The organism is Thiocapsa sp., from assembly GCF_011390875.1.
Taxonomy (GTDB): domain Bacteria; phylum Pseudomonadota; class Gammaproteobacteria; order Chromatiales; family Chromatiaceae; genus Thiocapsa.
In genome coordinates this window covers 1-19625 of the sequence record NZ_JAABRP010000014.1, presented here as the reverse complement: position 1 = coordinate 19625, position 19625 = coordinate 1, and the positions used below count along the sequence as shown (strand labels likewise).

The following is a 19625-nucleotide window of genomic DNA, read 5'->3' as shown; positions in this document are numbered from 1 at the left end:
CAGACTTGACTACCGTTGGAGCCGGCGCGGTTTAAACAAGTGTCGCATCGATCACCTCCGCGAGTGCCCCAATGGTCTCGGAATCGTCGGTCAATGGCTCGACAAGCGCGGCGAGACAGGCGTCGCGTGGGTCCATGCCGGCCTGGATCAGGGTCGCCGCATAGACGAGCAGTCGCGTCGAAACGCCTTCCTCCAGGTCGTGGTCCTTGAGCGCCCGCAGCGAGCCGGCGATCCGCACCAACAGCTCGGCCCACGCGCTCTCGATCCCGCTCTCGCCGATCAGGATCGCGACCTCCAGGCGAGGCGCGGGAAAGCCCAGTGTGACGGCGACGAAACGCTGGCGCGTGCTCGGTTTCATTCCCTTGAGCAGGTTCTGATAACCGGGATTGTAGGAGACGACCAGCATGAACCCGGGCGGCGCCTGCAGGGTCTCGCCGGTGCGCTCCAACGGCAGGATGCGTCGATCGTCGGTGAGCGGATGCAGCACCACCGTGGTGTCCTTGCGCGCCTCCACCACCTCGTCGAGATAGCAGATGGCGCCCTCGCGCACCGCTCGCGTGAGCGGACCATCGCTCCAGAAGGTCCCCTCGGCGCCGATAAGATGGCGGCCCACCAGGTCCGCCGCGGTCAGATCGTCATGACAGGCGACGGTGTAGAGCGAGCGCTCCAGGCGCTCGGCCATATAGCGCACGAAGCGGGTCTTCCCACAGCCCGTCGGCCCCTTGATCATCACCGGCAGGCGATTGTGGAAGGCGTATTCGACGAGCGCGACCTCGCGGCCTTGCGGCTTGTAAAAGATCGACTCGCGCTGGGTCTCGCGCTGGGTCTCGGCGGACGCCTGCGCCGCGTGACCGGCCATCGCGCCGGTGTTCGGAATCGAGATCGGACGAACGGCGTGTCTGGATGTCATCTGCGCTCAGCCGGCTAGTGTGAAGGCGATCGTGATCAGGGTTCCCGGGATCAACAGCCACAGGAGAATCACGAAGCGCCAGGGTCCGCGGACACCCTTCAGACCCATGAAAAAATCGCCGATGAGCTGACCCTTGATCAAGGCAAGGCCGAGCACCAGCAACGACAAGAACAAGGCCCTGTTTCCCGAGAGTAGATCAAAGTAGCCGACGGCGAAGGTCACCAGCGTCAGCACGACGAGCAGCAGATAGACCCGTGTGCAGGGGCGCATCGCGGTTTGCGTTTTCATAACGGTGTTCATCGCATCACGTAGACCAAGGGGAAGAGGATGAGCCACACCAGATCGACCATATGCCAGTAAACACCGCCGGTCTCCATGCCGGTATGCTCGCTCGCGGAGTAAGCGCCTTGGTGCGTCTTCAACGCCACCGCTGCCAGAATCACCATACCGAGCACGACATGCAGGAAATGGAAGAAGGTCAAGGAGAGATAAAACATATAAAAGGTGTTGCTGCTCAGCCGCACACCTTCGCCGAAATGGTGGACATACTCCGCCGATTTGACGACCAGAAACAGGGCACCCATGGCCAGTGCGGCGAGCAACCAACGTACGCTCGTTTTGCGTTGATCCTCGCGGATGGCCGCAAGGGCACGCACGACGAAATAGCTGCTGGTGATCAGTGTAAGGGTGTTGATCAGCGCTACGCCCTTATCGAGCGTGGCCTGGTATTCATTGAACATCGCCACGTCGCCCATGCGCGCGAAGGCATAGGAGGCGAAGAAGATGGCGAAGACCGCCAGCTCGGCGAGGATAAAGATCCAAATCGCTAAATCACCCGGCGGATAACGGACGGGCGGCGCTGCCGTGAGCGTTGCGGACATCGAGGACTCTTGATCAGGTCGGATTGGGTCGGATCGGGCATCGTCGGCCCTTGATTGACCTGCATCCTAGCTGCGCGGTCGGATATCGGCTTTGATCGACATCAAATCGGGTTGCGGCGGATCTTGGCCTGCGCGCCCTTCGGACAGCTAGCCGACCGCGCACTTCTTTTGCAGAATGATTGATCTCGGGACGGATCGGTCATTTCGATGCGCCACCTCCGATTCAAGATTGCCAGGCAACTTCGCGATATCGCTTCGTCGGACCGAATTGATCATACTGCGCCCTCGCATCGATACACGGCTTGTCGTAGGCGCATTGCTCCACCCGACCCAGTGCGCTTCGGCACACCGGAAAGCTCGAGAAAACCGACGCACGAGATCATCCATGTCGACGAAACCCGAAGCTCCGGCCTCGCCAGCCGATCGATCGTCCGAGGAAGCGCCTGCGCCCTCGCCGCCGTTACCCGTGACCCTCGGCGATGCCTTCCGCTATTGGCTCAAACTCGGCTTCATCAGCTTCGGCGGACCGGCCGGCCAGATCTCCATGATGCATACCGAGCTGGTGGAGCGGCGACGCTGGATCAGCGAGCATCGTTTCCTGCATGCGTTGAACTACGCCATGGTGCTGCCCGGACCGGAGGCGCAGCAGCTCGCGACCTATATCGGCTGGCTGATGCACGGCACGCTCGGCGGCGTGATGGCGGGCGTGCTCTTCGTGCTGCCGTCGCTGGCGATCCTGATCGCGCTGACCTTCGTCTATCTGGCCTACGGCGACCTGCCGGTGGTGGCCGGTATCCTCTACGGCATCAAGCCGGCGGTGACGGCGATCGTGGTGTTCGCGGCCTGGCGCATCGGATCCCGAGCGCTGCGCAACGGCGCGCTCTGGGCGATCGCCGCGGCGGCCTTCGTCGCCATTTTCGCGCTGAACGTGCCTTTTCCGGCGATCGTGCTCGGCGCGGGCCTGATCGGCTATCTGGGCGGGCGCATCACGCCGGATCGATTCAAGACCGGCGGCGGGCATGGGTCCCGAGACGCCGCTTACGGTCCCGCGATCATCGACGACGACACGCCGCTGCCGGCGCGCGCTCGCTTCTCGTGGCGGCATACCTTGGGCTACGCACTGGTCGGACTCTCGCTCTGGGGTCTGGTCGAGGGTCTCCTCTGGCTCGGCTTCGGCTGGCAGGGAACGCTGACCCAGATGGGCTGGTTCTTCACCAAGGCGGCGTTCGTGACCTTCGGCGGTGCCTACGCGGTGCTGCCCTACGTCTATCAAGGCGGGGTCGAGACCTACGGCTGGCTGACCGGGACCCAGATGATCGACGGGCTGGCGCTGGGCGAAACCACCCCCGGACCGCTCATCATGGTGGTCGCCTTCGTCGGCTTCGTGGGTGCCTGGACCAAGGAGATCTTCGGCCCGGATGCCCTGCTGCTCGCCGGGATCGCGGGGGCGATCGTGGCCACCTTTTTTACCTTCCTGCCGTCGTTCCTCTTCATCCTGATCGGTGCCCCTGCAATCGAAGCGACGCGGCATGATCTGACCTTCACCGCGCCCTTGACCGGCATCACCGCGGCCGTCGTCGGGGTCATCGTCAATCTGGCGGTGTTCTTTGCCTGGCATGTCCTCTGGCCCGAGGGCAGCGAGGCGGCGCCGTTCGCCGGACCATTCGAGTGGTTCTCGCTGCTGCTCACGATCGCGGCTTTCGTCGCATTGTGGCGATTCAAGGTCGGCGTCATCCCGGTGATCGCGGCCTGCGCACTGGCGGGACTGGGTTACTCGCTCCTGCGTTAGTCCGGCCTCGGCCGTGGATCAGGGCTCCGGATCAAGCTCGCGCTTCATCGACCTGTCCTCGAGGGTGATCGAAGGGCGAAAGCCGAAAACGGCTTGGCCCTTCGATGGGGATTACCAGGTCAAGGTTTGCGTATCGTCTTTGAAGAGTGCGCCGCCCGTCAGCTCGGGGTTGCCGACCTGAGCACCGGGGATGAGATCGGCCTCGGCAACGCCGTAGTGCTTCATGCACATTGGACACACCAATACCAGGGCGCCCTTGTCGATCATCGCGGCCAGTTTCTCTTGGTGCTCGCCGAAGGTCGCGGCATTCGCCTTCGCGCCGATGAAGACACCCTTGTCGTTGAGGAAGATGGTCAAGGGGTGGCCGCGCTCGAGTTGATTCTTCCCGAAGGTGATGCCCATGTTCGCGCGGTGCGGGTCATCCGTGGTCAGATTGATGAAGAGCGGATCGTCGTCGCTCGCCAGGACGGGCGCCATCAGGCCGCCGGCGGTCAAGGCGAAGGCCACGAGAAGCGTGGATAAAAGACGCATAGCGATGTCCTCGAGATGGTGGTTGGTATGGTCGTCGCGATCCAGGTGATCATTGGATCGGCAAGGGACCCGAGCACCGCGTCGACGAGGTGATCGGGTCAAAACAGCGTAACCCGAGAAGACCTCGCCCCGAAAGGTGTTCGGAAGCCGATTCAGCATCGGCCTCGACGTGCCGCAGCCCGCTGGCTGCGGCACGTCGCGCTCGGCACGCCGTGACTCAGACGGCTGCCGGACTCGGTTGCACCTTACCGGCATCGATCGCCTGCGGGTGCTTGGCATCGTGCGCCGCGACGAAGAAGGACGCGATGTAGGTGCCCAAACCGCCCAGGAAGACGAGCCCGGAGATCACCCGCAGCCAGTAGAAAAGCGCGACCTTTTCCTGGACCACCATGAAGGGCAGCGGCGTCTCCGTGTAGCGTTGCAGGAAGATCTGAAGAATACCCGCCGCGGTGAGGAACAGCGTGATGAACACCATGGAGACACTCATGAGCCAGAAGGCCCACATCTCCAGGACCTGCGAGCGCATGCTGTTGGCCTCCCGACCGTTCAGGAGCGGCATGGCGTAGGAGATCATGGTGATGTTGATCAGTACATAGGCCCCATAGAAGGCAAGATGCCCATGCGCCGCCGTGATTTGCGAGCCGTGGGTATAGTAGTTTACCGGCGCCAGGGTATGCAGGAAGCCCCAGACGCCCGCGCCGAGGAAGGCAAGCACCGCGGTGCCGAGTGCCCAGAGGACGGCGGCCTTGTTCGGGTGATTGCGCCGACGCTGATTCACCATGTTGAACGCGAACACCGTCATCATGAAGAAGGGCAGGGGCTCGAGTGCCGAGAAGATGGAGCCCCACCATTGCCAGTACTCGGGCGCGCCGATCCAATAGTAATGATGTCCGGTGCCGATGATGCCGGTGATCAAGGCCATGGCGATGATGATGTAGAGCCATTTTTCGACCACCTCGCGGTCCACGCCGGTCGTTTTGATCAGCACGAAGGCGAGCATGGCCCCCATGATGAGTTCCCAGACGCCCTCGACCCACAGATGCACCACCCACCACCAGTAAAACTTGTCGAGCACCAGGTTGGTTGGGTTATAGAAGGAGAAGAGGAAGAAGACCGCCAGACCGATCAGACCGATCAACATGACCAGACTCACGACCGTCTTGCGTCCCTTGAGCACCGTCATGCCGATATTGAACAGGAAGGCCAGCGCGACGATCACGATTCCGACCTTGGTGATGGTCGGTTGCTCCAGAAACTCACGCCCCATGGTCGGCAGGATGTCGTTGCCAGTCATCTCGGCCAGTCGCGCATAGGGGACTGCAAGATAGCCGATCACCGTCAACGCGGCAGCAACCAGAAAAACCCAGAACGTCAGATGAGCCAGCCATGGGGCATACAGGTCCCGCTCGCTTTCCTCCGGAATCAGGTAATAGGCGGCGCCCATGAAGCCCATCAGCAGCCACACGATCAGCGTGTTGGTATGCACCATACGCGCGACATTGAAGGGGATCTCCGGAAAGAGGAAATCACCCACGACATATTGGATGCCCAAGACGATCCCGAAGATCACTTGGGCGAGAAAGAGTCCGATCGCAGCAATAAAATACGGCTTGGCGACGGCTTGAGATTTGTATTTCATCGAATGGATTCTCCGGTGCCGCGAATCAGCCTTGAATGTTCGGTGGCCAGCCTGCCGTATTGATCTCGGAGCTGTATTTCAGGAACTCGGCGATGGCGTCGAGCTCCTCGTCGCTGAAGTTGAATTGCGGCATGCTGCGCCGACCGGGGATACCCATCGCAGGACGACTCTGGATGAATGCCTTGATCGCTTCTTTATTGTTTCCGAAGCGTGTGTAGATGTTCCCCAGCTCGGGGGCAAAGTAGGCCCCTTCGCCGAGCAGGGTATGGCAGCCGATACAGTTGTTGTTCTCCCACAGCGCCTTGCCTTTGGCGATGCGTTGGCCGACCTCGGTGGAGAGGTCTAGCTGATGACGTTGATCGCGTTCGGGCAAGGCGAAGGAGGTATCGAGCGTCAGAGCTAAAAAGAGCAGGATGAAGAATACGGAACCTCCGTAGAAGATGTTCCGCGCCATGGACTTCGTGAAGACTTGCGCCACGGGATGAGGCCCCTCGGTGATGGATCGAACCGTGGGCGCATTGCACGTTCCGGAGGCATCCTCCGCCTTGATGCAAATCAAGCCGATCCTGCAGCCGATCGCAGCCGGCCGGCTTGACACATCCGTCCCGCTCCCGTAGATCGAACCGAGATTCCAACCACCGGCAACCCCGCCACAAGGCACCCGATGATTGATGAGTTGAAGACCGCACCCCTCCTGGCCGGGCTCAGCCACGACCAACTGGAGCGTGTGAGCCAGCACGCGACGCGTGTCACCCTCGGCGCCGAGCAGCTTTTGTTCAGTCAGGGTGATCCCGCAGAGCGCTTCTACCTCGTTCTCAAGGGCCAGGTTCAACTCTTCCGGCTCTCACCGGGCGGGGCGGAGAAGGTCATCGAGCTGGTCTCGCCCGGCCAAACCTTCGCCGAGGCGCTGATGTTTCTCAACGCCCCGCGCTATCCGGTCTGCGCCGGGGCTCTGGCACCTTCGGAGCTGCTCAGCCTGGATGCACGAGACTTCGCATTGATGCTGCGCGAGTCGGTCGACACCTGCTTTCTGATGCTCGGCTCGCTGAGTCAGCGCCTGCGCGGTCTGATCGGCGAGATCGACAACCTGACCATGCACACGGCAAGCAGCCGAGTCGCCCGCTATCTTCTGGTCAAGGTCCCACCCGAGCGGCGTTCGCTCAAGCTGGACGTGCGCAAAGGCGTGCTCGCCTCGCGCCTGTCGATTCAACCGGAGACCTTCTCGCGTGTCGTGAAGGAGCTTGCCGGCCGAGGCATCATCGAGGTCCACGGTGCCGAGGTCACCATCCTCGACCGTGCCGTTCTCGGCGAGGTCGCGGAGCTACAAGACAACGTCGAGCTGGGTCAACCGAGCAGCGGACCGGTCGATCTGCTTAGGGATTGATTACACATTGACGGTGGATGTGGCTCCGAACGAATCCGATTGAAAACTTTGCAGCAATCTGCTGCGCCGCAGCATAATAACCGGGACATGACGGACGGCCGCACCGACCGAGACCGTCAAGCACGCCGCACACCACCCAACGGAGACCCAGATGCCGGACTCATTCGACCAGAACGCGCTCGACTATCACCGCTATCCCAAGCCCGGCAAGCTGGAAATCAAACCGACCAAACCCATGGGTAATCAGCGCGATCTCGCGCTGGCCTATTCGCCCGGCGTTGCGGCGGCCTGCCGCGAGATCGAGAAAGATGCGATGAATGCATCGCTCTACACCGCGCGCAGCAACCTCGTCGCGGTCATCACAAACGGCACGGCGGTGCTGGGTCTCGGCGCCATCGGTGCGCTCGCCTCCAAACCGGTAATGGAAGGCAAAGCGGTTCTGTTCAAGCAATTCGCGGACATCGATGTGTTCGACATCGAGATCGAGGAGCGCGACCCGGAGAAGTTCGTCGAGACGGTCGCACGCATGGAGCCCAGCTTCGGCGGCATCAACCTCGAGGACATCAAGGCGCCGGAGTGCTTCATCATCGAGCGAGCCTTGAAGGCGCGGATGGGCATCCCGGTCTTCCACGACGACCAACACGGGACTGCCATCGTCGTCTCCGCGGCCATCTTCAACGGCTTGCGCGTGGTGGGTAAGGATATCGGCAAGGCCAGGCTGGTTACGGCCGGCGCAGGGGCTGCCGCGCTGGCCTGTGTCGACCTGCTGGTCAGCATGGGTCTGCCCAAGGAGAACGTCACCCTCACCGACATCGCCGGCGTAGTCTACAGCGGCCGCACCGAGGAGATGGATCCGTATAAAGGGCGCTATGCAATCGAAACCGAGCAGCGCACCCTGCAGGAGGCCATCGAGGGCGCCGATATCTTCCTGGGGCTTTCCGCCGCCGGCATCCTCAAGCCGGACTGGCTGACCAAGATGGCGGATGCGCCCATCATCATGGCGCTCGCCAACCCGGTCCCGGAGATCATGCCGGACCTGGCCCGCGCAGCCAGACCGGACGCCATCATCGCCACCGGGCGGTCGGACTTTCCGAATCAGGTCAACAACGTCCTGTGTTTTCCCTTCATCTTCCGGGGCGCGCTCGATTGCGGCGCCACCGAGATCAACGAGGCGATGAAGATCGCCTGCGTCAAGGCGATCGCCGATCTGGCCATGGCCGAGCCGTCGGACATCGTGCGAGCGGCCTATGGCGGCGGCCAGTTGACCTTCGGACCCGAGTACCTGATCCCCAAACCGTTCGACCGGCGCCTGATGGAGAATCTGGCCCCCGCGGTCGCTCGCGCGGCGATGGAGAGCGGGGTCGCCACCCGACCGATTGCCGACCTGGACGCCTATCGAACCGCCATGCATCTGCGGGCCTATCGCACCGGGATGACCATGAAGCCCGTCTTCGATCAGGCCCGCGCGGCACCGAAACGCGTGATCTATGCCGAGGGCGAGGACGAGCGTGTTCTCCAGGTTGCTCAACAGGCGGTCCTGGAAGGGATTGCCCGCCCGATGCTGATCGGCCGTCCGGAGGTCATCGGAAACCGCCTCAAGGATCTCAGCCTGACCATGCGGCCGGAGCGTGACTTCGATCTGATCGTGCCCTGCGAGAACACCAACTTCGAGACCCATTGGCGGACCTTTTACGACCGCGTTCAGCGCCGCGGCTACGCGCCCGACGAGGCGCGCGAATATATCCGCAACGACCCCACGGTGTTGGCCGCGACCATGGTCCGCTGCGGGGACGCCGATGCCATGATCTGCGGCGTGGTCGGACGCTTCGCCCGTCACCTCAAGCATGTCGAGGAGGTCATCGGCACCGCGCCGGGTGTGCGTCACCTGACCGCCATGAACGCCATCGTCCTGCCGGCGGGGCCACTTTTCATCGCCGACACCTATGTGCAGGCGGACCCGAGCGCGGAGGATCTCGCCGAGATCACCTTCCTGTGCGCGGCCCAGGTCCAGCGCTTTGGTTTGCGGCCCAAGATCGCGCTGCTCTCGCACTCGAACTTCGGCAGTCATGAGTCGCCGGCCGCTCGCAAGATGCAGGAAGCGATGCGACTCCTGCGCACCCGCGCCCCGAACCTCGAGGTCGAGGGCGAGATGCACGCCAACCTGGCGCTGGACGCCGTCGTGCGAGAGGCACGTTTTCCGGACTCGAAGCTGAGCGGGCGGGCGAACCTTCTGATCATGCCCAACCAGGACGCCGCCAACATCGCCTTCAACCTGCTGCGCACCATCAACGAAGGCGGCGCCTTCGGCCCGATGCTGCTCGGGGCCGACCGCGCCGCCCATATCGTGACGCCGAGCACCTCGGTGCGGGGTCTGCTCAATATGACGGCTTTGGCCGCAGTGCAGGCGGATTAACCGAAACAGGTCATCAGATGACGACCTAGGTCATCGACGACGGACGCCTGCATCGCGCATCGGCGTCCGCCGCCCGCCTCGCCCGGCCACTCCGATTGCTGGGGAACGAAGAAGCCGCCCGCCAATGGGCGGTTTTTATTTTTAATATTCAATTGGTTATATTCAAGAAGCACTCTGCAGCAAGCGGTTTGCCGTTCCGGCCGGTCGGCGACTCCGACCTGTCGTCGCACACATTCGAACACTGGCACGCTCACTGCTTAGTACGACAGCGAAGGCAGAAACCATGAGTCGACAGGAGCCCAAGGGACTCTTTAGGGACCAGGACGGGACCGAGCAGGGAGCACGCAGGGAGCATCGGCAAGTCGCTCGGTCGATGCACCGAGCGACGCGCCCTCGAGCCACGGGGACAGGAGGCATCGGAAACACCATTTAAAGCGACCTAGGGGACAACCTCGGAGCCACCGAGGGATGCACGAAACGTGATTGATCGGCGATGTGGTCCAAATCCACCCCGAACAGCGACATTCAGCCAAGCAAGCACTCGGGGCCGGGTACCCTCCTCCGCCCGTCTCCGAACTTAGGCCATCGTGATTCGCCAAGGTGAACACGATGGCCTTTTTATTTTCGATCATTGCATTAAACCGCGCCCGGTGCGGTATGCGTAAATTTGTTGGAATGGCTTGGCCGCACCAGCCCCGACGACTGTCGGAGCTAGCGCGGTTTAAAGTCTTAAAAAATATTAAATTCTAAACCGCGTCTCACCGGAGTCGAGGACATCTCCGAAGCCAAACGCAATATGAAAACTACGCATGTCGCTCTGGACGCGGTTTAGAAGGAGATCCGATGACACGCGGACGCTGCGACGAAACCCGGCCGGAAACCGTCACCTGCTGACAGGCTGGGTCAGAGTCGGTCCCGTGACTCGCCGCCGGAACCCTGCAAAGACTCGGATCATCGCCTGGCACGGAATCTGATGGTCACGAGATGTGGGCAACTCCAGGGATGCGAATCTGCCCCTTCAACGTTCGGGCTCGTGAGCAAGGAGGCCAAGGCGGTTCCGCCGAGGACGCACAGCTCCACGCGCACGGGCCCGGCGTAGGCCACTGCAGCCTTCGGTTGCAGTGGCCGCTTCTCGTCGTCAGTCGGCCGATTTTCCGCCCGCAAATTTCTGCCACAGGATCAATCCCACCAGCACCGCGACGGCAAGCACGGACATCATGAGCGCCGCATCGTCGAGAAAAGCGACGACGATACCGCTGACAATCAGAAAGACACCGATGACCGACATCCGTGGGTTGCCGTGAACCCCCGAAAGGAAGGCCGTCAGACCGAGCAGGAAGATGATCTGCAGTCCGGTGAGCTCGGCGTTGAGGACATCCTTGAGCTGCGGCAGATAGAGGATCCAAACCAAGACAAACAAGGCCCCCCAATGCAGGATCGTCTTGAGCGCAAACGCGCTCCGAGCCTTGGTGTCCTCGCCCGCAGAACCCCATCCGATCGCCAGCGCAACCAGGCCGAAGACCGGGATCAAGATCTGCCAGTAAAGCAGCGCAAACTCCAACCGCATGTCGGTAAAGGCAACGCCCGCGATCACGGCGACGAAGAGAAGAACATAAGGCCATTGCTCCAGCAGGAGACGAACAAGGCCACTGCGCCGGCCGGCATCGGGTTGGGTCAGACTGGGTTGGTTTGCATTCGACACGTTTGAGTCTCCTAATGGTTGTCCTTCGCTCGAGTCGCGGTTTGCATCGTACGAGCACGACCCGCCTGCCGGCTTACGGCGGCTGCGAGGTCGGTTACCGTACGCCGACCATGGTAGTACGTCCGCGGCCCGGCGTCAGGTGAAGACTGTCGCGTTCGACCTTGAGCGGAGGACTCGCCGAACGGTATCCTCCACGACGTTTTCCCCATTGGCAGTCGCCGTTGCGCCGACCCCGGCCGGCACGGCGCCATCGAGAACCCATGACGCCAGTCGACACCAGGAACAACGGGGGATGGAGGACAACGGCGCGCGAGCTCTCCAATCCGAGAGTGCTTTCGATGCTCTTTCTCGGCTTCTCGGCCGGGATCCCGCTTCTGTTGATCTTCTCCTCGCTCTCGCTGTGGCTGCGCGAGGCCGGAGTGGAGCGCCAAGCGGTCACCTTTTTCAGCTGGGCGGCGCTGGGCTATTCGTTCAAATTCGTCTGGGCGCCCCTGATCGACAAGTTGCCGCTGCCCTACCTGACCCGTCGATTCGGACGGCGTCGCGCGTGGCTGCTGGTCTCGCAGCTCGCGATCATCGCCGCCATCGTCGCCATGGCGCTGGTCGATCCGGCGACCGGGACCGGTCAGGTCACGCGCATGGCGCTGGCAGCCGTGCTGCTCGGCTTTTCGGCGGCGACCCAGGATATCGTAATCGACGCCTACCGCATCGAATCCGCCGCGCCGCGTTTGCAGGGACTCATGTCCTCGACCTATATCGCCGGCTACCGGATCGGCATGGTTGTCGCTGGCGCCGGTGCGCTCTACCTGGCTGCACTCTTCGGCTCGGAGACAGGCGACTACAACTTTCGGGCCTGGCAGCTCACCTACCTCGTCATGGCATCGACCATGCTGATCGGGGTGGCGACAACGCTGCTGATTTCCGAGCCCGCGACCCGGCGTCCCGACGCGCATGTTTACGCGGCGTCCGACTATCTGCGACTGGTCGGCGTCTTTCTTGTGGCCGCGGCTGCCTTTGCCGGCGGATTCTTCGTCTCCGCAGCGGCCTTCGCCGGGCTCAAGGCGTGGGCGGGCGGCGGGCCGATCACCGGGTTCCTCCTGGAGACCGTCCATTTCGCCGTTGCCGTGTCCGCGGCGGTCGCCGCCGGGTGGCTGTTGGTCGCCGCCGGGGCCGTGAACGCCGTAATGGCGCGCGAGACCTGGATCGAGCCGGCACTGGATTTCTTCCGCCGCTACGGACTGAAAACCGCCCTGCTCCTGCTCGCCCTGATCGGACTCTATCGGATCTCGGACATCGTGCTCGGCGTCATCTCCAACGTCTTCTATCAAGACATCGGCTTCTCCAAGCCGCAGATCGCCACCGCGGTCAAAACCTTCGGGGTCATCGTGAGCATCCTCGGCGGGTTTCTCGGCGGTCTGATGGCGACCCGTTACGGGGTCATGCGAATCCTCATGCTCGGAGCCATCCTGTCCGCGGCCACCAACCTCATCTTCGTCGTCTTGGCGCTTGCCGGACCGCAATTGAATTGGCTCTATATCGCGGTCGCAGCCGACAATCTAGCCGCCGGACTTGCCAGTGCGGCCTTCGTCGCCTTTCTGTCGAGCCTGACCAGCGTTTCCTTTACCGCCGTCCAGTACGCCATCTTCAGCTCGCTCATGACGCTCTTGCCAAAGGTCTTGGGCGGATACTCGGGCTCGATCGTCGATGGGATCGGTTATCCCGGTTTCTTCGTCTTCACGACCTTGATCGGCGTCCCGGTGATCCTCCTGGTGTGGCTCGCCGGGCGTAGTCTGGCGATCGACGATCGGGCACGAGAAGCCGCCGCCGCGGCGGCGTGAGACCGAGGGACCTCTTTTCAAACGACCGGAGCGGCTTGGACCGCAAGGCCCGCGCGCTCCGGCTGTATATCGGGCGATTCCGAGGCCCGAGGTCGGGTTGGCCTGCATTCAACACCGGGGTTGTGGTGTCAAGACGCTCGCAGCCTCATATCAGGGAGTCACCGGACTGGTGTCCGACAACGGCAGCCCGCGCCTATGATGGTTTTCTTGCTCCGGATCTTACCCTTGATTATTGCAGCCGCCTTGATCGTCGGCTGCGCTCAATCTCCGACCAGGCCGGCGCCCGAGCGCAAAACGGGCGACGTATCCGAGGCCACCGACAGCTCCCGCCCATCGGGTCCGCAAACGGATCCTGCAGCGAGCGAGGCTGTGGCGGAAACCGTCGCCGAACCGGCCGCGGAAGAGGCGAAGCGTTCCTTGACAATCCAGATCGGCAGCCAGTCGTTTATCTACACGGAGGGCGATCAAGTCGTCCGCACCGGCCCGATCTCCTCCGGACGCGAGGGACACGGCACGCCGCTCGGCACCTTCTCGGTGCTCAGCAAGCAGAAGGACAAGGTCTCCTCGCGCTACACCAACCAGCTCGGCTGGCAGGCATGGATGCCTTACTCCATCCAATTCTACGGTCACTATTTTCTGCATGAGGGGTGGCTCCCGGGTTATCCGGATTCAGCCGGCTGCGTGCGCGTCGGCGAGAAGGATGCGCGTTTTCTGTTCGAGCGTATGGAGATCGGCGATCGCGTAAGCGTCGTCGACTAAGCGCATCGACACCGATTGACCGAAGCCCCGGGGGCGGCGAAGATCCTCGGCTCGGTAGCTGAAGGGATCCAATGGATGAACGACCGCAAACGCATGCAGGCCCTCCTGCTCCTGACCATCTGCACCTTCACGGGTATCGGCAGCGCCCAGGAGATTAAACTCGAGCTCAACAAACTGGAACCCCAGCCCGAGACGAAGGCCTGTCGCGCCTACTTGGTCTTCGACAACAGCGCCGGACCGGCGATCGAGGCCCTCCAGCTGGACCTGATCCTGTTCGACCAAGCCGGCGTGATTGCCCGACGCCTGGCAGTCGACACCGCACCTTTGCGGGCGGCGAAGACGACCGTAAAGCTGTTCGATATCCCGGATCTCGACTGCACCGACATCCGCCGGATCCTGATCAACGAGGTGCTCGAGTGTCGCGACGCCGAGGGCCCGCAGACCGATTGCATCGAGCGCCTGACCCTGTCAACGCGCGCCGCGACGCAATTCGTGAAGTGAGCGATGACGCCGCACCGCGCCGAGGCCGGCCCCGAAGCCAGCCGCAAGGAGAAAGCAAATGACTGAGACCGCGACAGCCGCTGCACTCGCTTCAACGACCGCCGTGACGTCCGATATGCCGGATCCGGTGACGGCAGCGGAGGCCTGGTTCGGCATCGTCGCGCCATCCCCGATGACGATTGCAATCCCCGAACCGCTGCGCGCCCTCCTAGACGCAGGAGGTCCGGTGATGCTGATCCTGGCGGCGATGTCGGTTTTCGCCCTGACCATCGTCCTGATAAAGCTCTGGCAGTTTGCCCGCTTGAAAAACGGTGGCGCGGAGCACCTCGAGAGCGCGCTGAGCGACTGGCAAGCCGGCCGATGTGGCGAGGCGGTCGAGCGACTCGCCGGGACGACCAATCCGCTCGCCGGGGTGGTTCGGACCGCCATGCTCGGGAGCCTCCGCGCGAATGATCCGGCGGCGCTGCGCGAAGAGGTCGAGCGACGCGCCCAAGGTGTGCTGACGGCCTTGCGTAGCCATCTGCGCGGCCTCGAGGTGATCGCGAGCCTCAGTCCGCTGCTCGGTCTGCTGGGAACCGTGATCGGAATGATCGACGCCTTTCGCGCCCTCGAGGCGGCCGGCAATCAGGTCGACCCCTCGGTCCTATCCGGCGGGATCTGGGTCGCCCTGCTGACTACGGCCGCGGGGCTGTCGGTCGCCATTCCGACCGTCGTCGCGCTGAATTGGCTCGAGCGTCTCCTCGAAGGCGTGACGCGTCGCCTGGAGGATCAGGTGACCCGCGTCTTCACCGGAGGCCTGCAGCTCGACGGGCCGCTCGCTTCGGAACAACCGTCGGTTGTCGCCCCTCGGATCCCGCATGCGGTTTGAGTCGCCCGCACCGCGTCGCCGATTGATCAGCTTGACCCCGTTGATAGACGTGGTCTTCATCCTGCTCGTCTTTTTCATGCTCGCTTCGAGCCTGATCAACTGGCAGGCGATCGAATTGGGCGCGCCGGCCACGGCGACCGCGGGGACCCCGGTGGTCGGGTCTTGGCTGGTGCGCGTGCAGCCCGAGGGCCTGGACCTCAACGCCGAGACGATCGCCGCAGCCGAGCTCGCCGGACGGGTCGCCGCGCGGATCGGCGAAGATCCGGCGCAGCGCATCCTGGTCCAGCCCGCGCCGGGCGTCAGCCTCCAGCGCTTGGTCGACGTGCTGGACCTCCTGCGCGACGCCGGGGCAACACACCTGACCCTCTTGCGCCTCTGAATGCCCATGCGATTGAAACGCTACAAACCGACAACCGACAGCGAAGCCAATCTCATTCCGCTGATCAATGTCGTCTTTCTGCTGTTGATCTTCTTCATGTTGGCGGGCCGACTCGCACCGACCGATTCGGTTGCCCTGGATCCCCCGCGCTCGGACAGCCCGCAGAGCGCACGAGCAACGCCGCTGGTCCTGCTGATCGACCGCACGGGACAGATCAGCCTCGACGGGGAGCTGCTCGACGAGACAACCCTCGCCGAGCGGGTTGCCGAAAGACTCGCGGACGGCCCTTCGCACCTGCAAATCAAGGCGGACGCCACCCTCGAAGCGCTCCGGCTGGTTGATCTGCTCGAGCGGTTGCGCCGCGCCGGAGCCGAAGCCATCGACCTGCTGACCTTGGCGCGAGAGGAATGACACTAGGATGATTGAGCCTCGACGCCATCAGTGGGTGCTCGCGCTCCTCTTCGCCCTCGCCGCCCATCTCGCCCTCGCGAAGCTGCTCGAACCGCCGGCGCCGATCGAGCAGGACGATCCCGGCATCCGCATCTCGCTCGGAAGGGCAGGGCCGGCCGGTAGCGACGGCGCAGCAGACGCGGTCGAATCCATCGAGGCAGACATCCTCCCGACCGCGACCTTGGAGGCGACTGCGATCCAGGCCGTCAGCGCCCCCGCCCTCGCCCCCGTGCTCGCAACGACCACCGAGACCATCCGGGCCGCCGAGCCCGCATTGCCTCCGCCGATCGCTGCCGCGGAACCCGTGACTTCGAAGCCGAGGGCCGAGACGGTCCGCAGCCGCGAGACCCCGCCGCCACGGACCGCTAGAGCCGCACCCAAGCCCAAGCAAGAACCCGAAACGGAGCCGCACACCAAGAAGGCCCGACCGACCGCGGCCACGGCGGCATCCGTCGATGCGAACGCCGCAGGCAAAGCCGGCGGTAAGCACGGCCCAGGCGCCGGAGGCTCCCCATCGGCGGCCGGAACAGGAGGCGGCGGAACCTCCGGAAAGGTCGATGGAGGGAAGTCCAGAGACCGTTACTACGCCGAGCTCGCGGCCTGGCTGGAGCGACACAAACGCTACCCATCCCAAGCTAGGAAGATGCGTCAGGAAGGCATCGTCAGGGTCCGTTTCGTGATCGAGCGAAACGGGAAGGTCGTCTCGCATCGCATTGAAACCAGCTCCGGCCATGCTGTGCTCGATCATGCCGCATCGGAGCTATTGAGACGGGCATCCCCCATGCCCGCGATCCCGGCGAGCATGGGCCGGTCCAGGCTGGAGATCGTCGTCCCGATCGCATACCGGTTGCGTTGACTGCCTTCACCGGTTGCATTCAGTCCTGCCGAGGCGGCTTTGTCGTCGCCCCAGATCCCGGCGAAGGTCCACGCAGAGCTGTCGCAGCAACCCGGCTGCGGCTGCGCAGCAGCGCCGCTCGTCAGCCTCCCGGCGAAACCGGGACCGGACGCCGACGCCCGAAAGCAGCTTCTCTCCGAAGCGCGAGGCGTCCGCACCCTCGGCAGTGGTCCGGATAGAACTTACATGTGACCGACCGCACATTCTCCAACCGCCCGACATCCCCTTCAACTGCGTTCTGCTGCCTACATCGCAGATCCGTCTCACCGCTGCTGGTTAACTCGGCATAAGGGATCCAGAGCCGCACAGGCGTTCGATCGGGAACGAGCCGTCCGACTCGGCTCCCGAGTCATCAAGGCCCCTGCGGGCAACGCTGAGACAGAGCGATTCCGAGGACAGGTCTCGTCGCTCGTACAGATACGGTGAACGCCATGCTACGCACTCGGACGCTCCAAGATCACCTGGGGACCCACATCCACTTCGGTTTCACTCTGTTCGTGCAGCTGTTCCTCCTACTCCTGTTGTCATCGGCAAGCGGCTTATCTCAGGCCGCAGTAGGCGAGGTCCGACTCGCGTGGAATGCGGTGAGCGACAGCCGAGTGGCTCGCTACGAGGTGCACTACGGGACTGCCAGCAAGACCTATCAATCGAAGGTCCAGGCGACCAAGGCGTCGGCCACCGTCTCCGGTCTGGCAGTCGGCTCCAAATATTTCTTCGCCACGCGTGCATGCTCAAGCGACGGGAAGCTCTGCAGCTCCTTTTCCAACGAGGTGAACGTCAGCATTCCGACGACAGCACAATTGACTCCGGCACTGACCGCCCCGAGGGGCACCGCAAACCTGACGGCAGAGGGTGGGACAGACTGGATCCATTGGGGCATCGACAAGCCCACGAGCATCAGCCGCAAGGCAAGTGCAGCGACGCGGATCGGCGCCTTGACCTCGATCGGCGGGAGCCCGCTGCGCTTCACGACGACCTCCCGGTTGGCGTACAGCTGGAACAACGGAACGCCCAAGGCCAGTGTGACGACACGCGCAGGTCTTTACCTCAGCGGATTGAATAAGGGTTACGAGCTGCGCGTTCCGGCGGATACGAACGCACGGACACTGACCCTGTACCTCGGCGGCTTCAAGACGCGCGGGCGAATCGAGGTTCGCCTCAGCGACAACAGCGCACCGGCGTACACCACGACGGTCGAGAATCTCAAAGCCGCGTTCGATCGGCGACTCGTCCTGAACTATCGGGCCGCCAAAGCAGGCCAGACCCTGAGCGTGCGCTACACGCAGGCCATCAGCGGCGGCAACGTCTCCATCCAGGCGGCAACCCTTCGCAACAGCGCCGCAACAACAGCGACGCCTTCGATCAAAACCATGGCCGCAGCGCAGTACACGCCAACCGCAGGCTCCGGCATTTCATCTGCCCCGAGCACGGCGGCAAACGCGGTCGCTGCGAACGTTCCGGCCATCGAGATCGGCGAGGTCGAGATCAATCAGGAATGGCAGCGTGTCGATCTCCGGCGTGAGTTCAAAGACCCGGTCGTTGTGGTCAAGGCGTTGAGCAGCTACGACACCGAGCCGGCGATCGTCCGGGTCGACGCGATCGACTCCAGAGGATTCTCGATTCGCGTGCAGGAGTGGGACTCCCTCGACGGCGCGCATGACTTGGAGACGGCCTCCTATCTCGTGATGGAGCGCGGACGCTATCAGCTGGCCGACGGGGTGTGGGTCGAGGCCGGCTCGCTGGTGACGGGCACGACGCAGGCATTCCAACGCCATCTCTTCAGCGCCCCCTTCGAAGACGCTCCGGTCATCTTCGCAACCGTCGCCAGCTTCAACGAGAACGACGCCGTGACGGCACGGCTGCACGCCATCGAGACCGACGGCTTCGACGTCGGGCTGCGCGAGCAAGAGGCCAATGCGCAACAGCATCTACCCGAGCGCATCGACTTTATCGCCTGGGAGGCATCCTCGGGTGTCGTCGACGGGCTGAGATACGAGGTCGGTCGTACCGGACGAATGGTCGACCACGAGGCTCACAACCTGGTCTACCAGACTGCCTTCATGCGGCCTCCGGTGCTCGTCGCCGATATGCAGACGACCCATGGCGACGACACGGCCGCCCTGCGGTGGCAGAATCTGAACGTCGAGTCGGTGGACCTACAGGTGCAGGAAGAGCAGTCGCACGATCGAGAGACGACACACCTTCTCGAGGATGTCGGGTACTTCATCGCCGATGTCGAATAGGACGAAAACCTAGCCGCGATCGATACCGCAGCGCCTCCATGGGGTGCTGCGGTTTTCGTCATCCGAACGCGTCGCGGAACCGCTCCAGGAAGGTGTCGTACTCGGACTCGGGCAGGAGGTTGATCCCGGCTGCCGCCTTGCGTCCCCCGCCGCTCGGAAAACTTCGACAGAGCGCATCCGCCCCGTCCGGGCGCGCGAGCGGCGCGCGGACACTGACGAGAAATCCGCCCGCCGGCAACCGGGTCAGCATGGCGTGCGCCTGCTCGGGCGCTTGCCCGGCCAGCTCGTTGGCGAAGACGCCGCTGGCACGACGCGCCCAAGGCTCGGCAGGTAGAATCAAGAGGCGGTGCCGCTCGCTCTCGAACGCGGGGGCGACGGCGCGCGCCCGAGCCATATCGTCGGCATAACCGTCGCGCAGGGCGCCAAACGTCGGATCCTCGACG

At 63.4% G+C, this 19625-nt stretch carries 18 protein-coding genes and 1 pseudogene; 11 read left to right on the top strand and 8 right to left on the bottom strand.

From position 1 onward, the window contains the following. Positions 1 to 31: 31 nt before the first annotated feature. The 3 genes from GPT33_RS02100 to GPT33_RS02090 are packed head-to-tail and all read right to left on the bottom strand — an operon-like array spanning position 32 to position 1791. Positions 32 to 910, bottom strand: coding sequence for a CbbQ/NirQ/NorQ/GpvN family protein (locus GPT33_RS02100; RefSeq protein WP_296805450.1), 879 nt, complete (start codon positions 908 to 910; stop codon positions 32 to 34). Positions 911 to 916: 6 nt separating this feature from the next. Further along, on the bottom strand, positions 917 to 1198 hold the full coding sequence (locus GPT33_RS02095; protein WP_296805448.1) for a cytochrome C oxidase subunit IV family protein: 282 nt from the start codon (positions 1196 to 1198) through the stop codon (positions 917 to 919). 8 nt (positions 1199 to 1206) lie between these two features. Further along, positions 1207 to 1791 (bottom strand): cytochrome c oxidase subunit 3 family protein, encoded by a 585-nt coding sequence (locus GPT33_RS02090; protein ID WP_296805445.1) that lies wholly within the window; start codon positions 1789 to 1791, stop codon positions 1207 to 1209. Positions 1792 to 2176: 385 nt separating this feature from the next. On the opposite strand from GPT33_RS02090, the gene chrA reads away from it, so the two are divergent. Next, on the top strand, positions 2177 to 3580 hold the full coding sequence (gene chrA / locus GPT33_RS02085; protein WP_296805443.1) for a chromate efflux transporter: 1404 nt from the start codon (positions 2177 to 2179) through the stop codon (positions 3578 to 3580). Between the two features lie 111 nt (positions 3581 to 3691). On the opposite strand, the gene GPT33_RS02080 is transcribed toward chrA, so the two are convergent. The 3 genes from GPT33_RS02080 to GPT33_RS02070 all read right to left on the bottom strand — a co-directional run bounded on the left by GPT33_RS02080 (position 3692) and on the right by GPT33_RS02070 (position 6228). After that, positions 3692 to 4111, bottom strand: a complete 420-nt coding sequence (locus GPT33_RS02080; protein ID WP_093187856.1) for a DsrE family protein — start codon at positions 4109 to 4111, stop codon at positions 3692 to 3694. Positions 4112 to 4328: 217 nt separating this feature from the next. Then, on the bottom strand, positions 4329 to 5750 hold the full coding sequence (locus GPT33_RS02075) for a cbb3-type cytochrome c oxidase subunit I (RefSeq protein WP_296805441.1): 1422 nt from the start codon (positions 5748 to 5750) through the stop codon (positions 4329 to 4331). Between the two features lie 25 nt (positions 5751 to 5775). Next, positions 5776 to 6228: a cytochrome c gene (locus GPT33_RS02070; protein ID WP_296805439.1), complete on the bottom strand. Its 453-nt coding sequence runs from the start codon at positions 6226 to 6228 to the stop codon at positions 5776 to 5778. 186 nt (positions 6229 to 6414) lie between these two features. On the opposite strand from GPT33_RS02070, the gene GPT33_RS02065 reads away from it, so the two are divergent. Both GPT33_RS02065 and GPT33_RS02060 read left to right on the top strand, forming a co-directional pair. Beyond that, positions 6415 to 7134 (top strand): Crp/Fnr family transcriptional regulator, encoded by a 720-nt coding sequence (locus GPT33_RS02065; RefSeq protein WP_296805437.1) that lies wholly within the window; start codon positions 6415 to 6417, stop codon positions 7132 to 7134. A 151-nt stretch (positions 7135 to 7285) separates the two neighbouring features. Beyond that, positions 7286 to 9547, top strand: coding sequence for an NADP-dependent malic enzyme (locus GPT33_RS02060; protein ID WP_296805435.1), 2262 nt, complete (start codon positions 7286 to 7288; stop codon positions 9545 to 9547). A 1138-nt stretch (positions 9548 to 10685) separates the two neighbouring features. On the opposite strand, the gene GPT33_RS02055 is transcribed toward GPT33_RS02060, so the two are convergent. After that, entirely contained in the window at positions 10686 to 11249 is a 564-nt protein-coding gene (locus GPT33_RS02055) for a hypothetical protein (RefSeq protein WP_296805433.1), read from the bottom strand. A gap of 260 nt (positions 11250 to 11509) precedes the next feature. Here GPT33_RS02055 and GPT33_RS02050 point away from each other — a divergent pair, with 260 nt between their 5' ends. The 8 genes from GPT33_RS02050 to GPT33_RS02015 all read left to right on the top strand — a co-directional run bounded on the left by GPT33_RS02050 (position 11510) and on the right by GPT33_RS02015 (position 19182). Further along, positions 11510 to 13087 (top strand): MFS transporter, encoded by a 1578-nt coding sequence (locus GPT33_RS02050; protein ID WP_296805431.1) that lies wholly within the window; start codon positions 11510 to 11512, stop codon positions 13085 to 13087. A gap of 369 nt (positions 13088 to 13456) precedes the next feature. Further along, positions 13457 to 13846: a L,D-transpeptidase gene (locus GPT33_RS02045; RefSeq protein WP_296805429.1), complete on the top strand. Its 390-nt coding sequence runs from the start codon at positions 13457 to 13459 to the stop codon at positions 13844 to 13846. A gap of 75 nt (positions 13847 to 13921) precedes the next feature. Next, on the top strand, positions 13922 to 14347 hold the full coding sequence (locus GPT33_RS02040) for a Tat pathway signal sequence domain protein (protein WP_296805427.1): 426 nt from the start codon (positions 13922 to 13924) through the stop codon (positions 14345 to 14347). Between the two features lie 58 nt (positions 14348 to 14405). Then, a complete protein-coding gene (locus tag GPT33_RS02035; RefSeq protein ID WP_296805426.1) occupies positions 14406 to 15215 on the top strand; it encodes a MotA/TolQ/ExbB proton channel family protein in 810 nt (269 codons plus the stop codon). Further along, positions 15205 to 15594 (top strand): biopolymer transporter ExbD, encoded by a 390-nt coding sequence (locus GPT33_RS02030; RefSeq protein ID WP_296805424.1) that lies wholly within the window; start codon positions 15205 to 15207, stop codon positions 15592 to 15594. The genes GPT33_RS02035 and GPT33_RS02030 overlap by 11 nt, the downstream gene beginning before the upstream one ends. A gap of 6 nt (positions 15595 to 15600) precedes the next feature. Further along, complete coding sequence (locus GPT33_RS02025; protein WP_296805421.1) at positions 15601 to 16005, top strand: biopolymer transporter ExbD; 405 nt, start codon at positions 15601 to 15603, stop codon at positions 16003 to 16005. Between the two features lie 7 nt (positions 16006 to 16012). After that, positions 16013 to 16900 (top strand): energy transducer TonB, encoded by an 888-nt coding sequence (locus GPT33_RS02020; RefSeq protein WP_296805419.1) that lies wholly within the window; start codon positions 16013 to 16015, stop codon positions 16898 to 16900. Between the two features lie 470 nt (positions 16901 to 17370). Continuing rightward, on the top strand, positions 17371 to 19182 hold the full coding sequence (locus GPT33_RS02015) for a hypothetical protein (RefSeq protein WP_296805417.1): 1812 nt from the start codon (positions 17371 to 17373) through the stop codon (positions 19180 to 19182). Between the two features lie 58 nt (positions 19183 to 19240). On the opposite strand, the pseudogene GPT33_RS02010 reads toward GPT33_RS02015, so the two are convergent. Further along, positions 19241 to 19625: pseudogene (locus GPT33_RS02010) on the bottom strand (acetyltransferase); the annotation flags it as partial.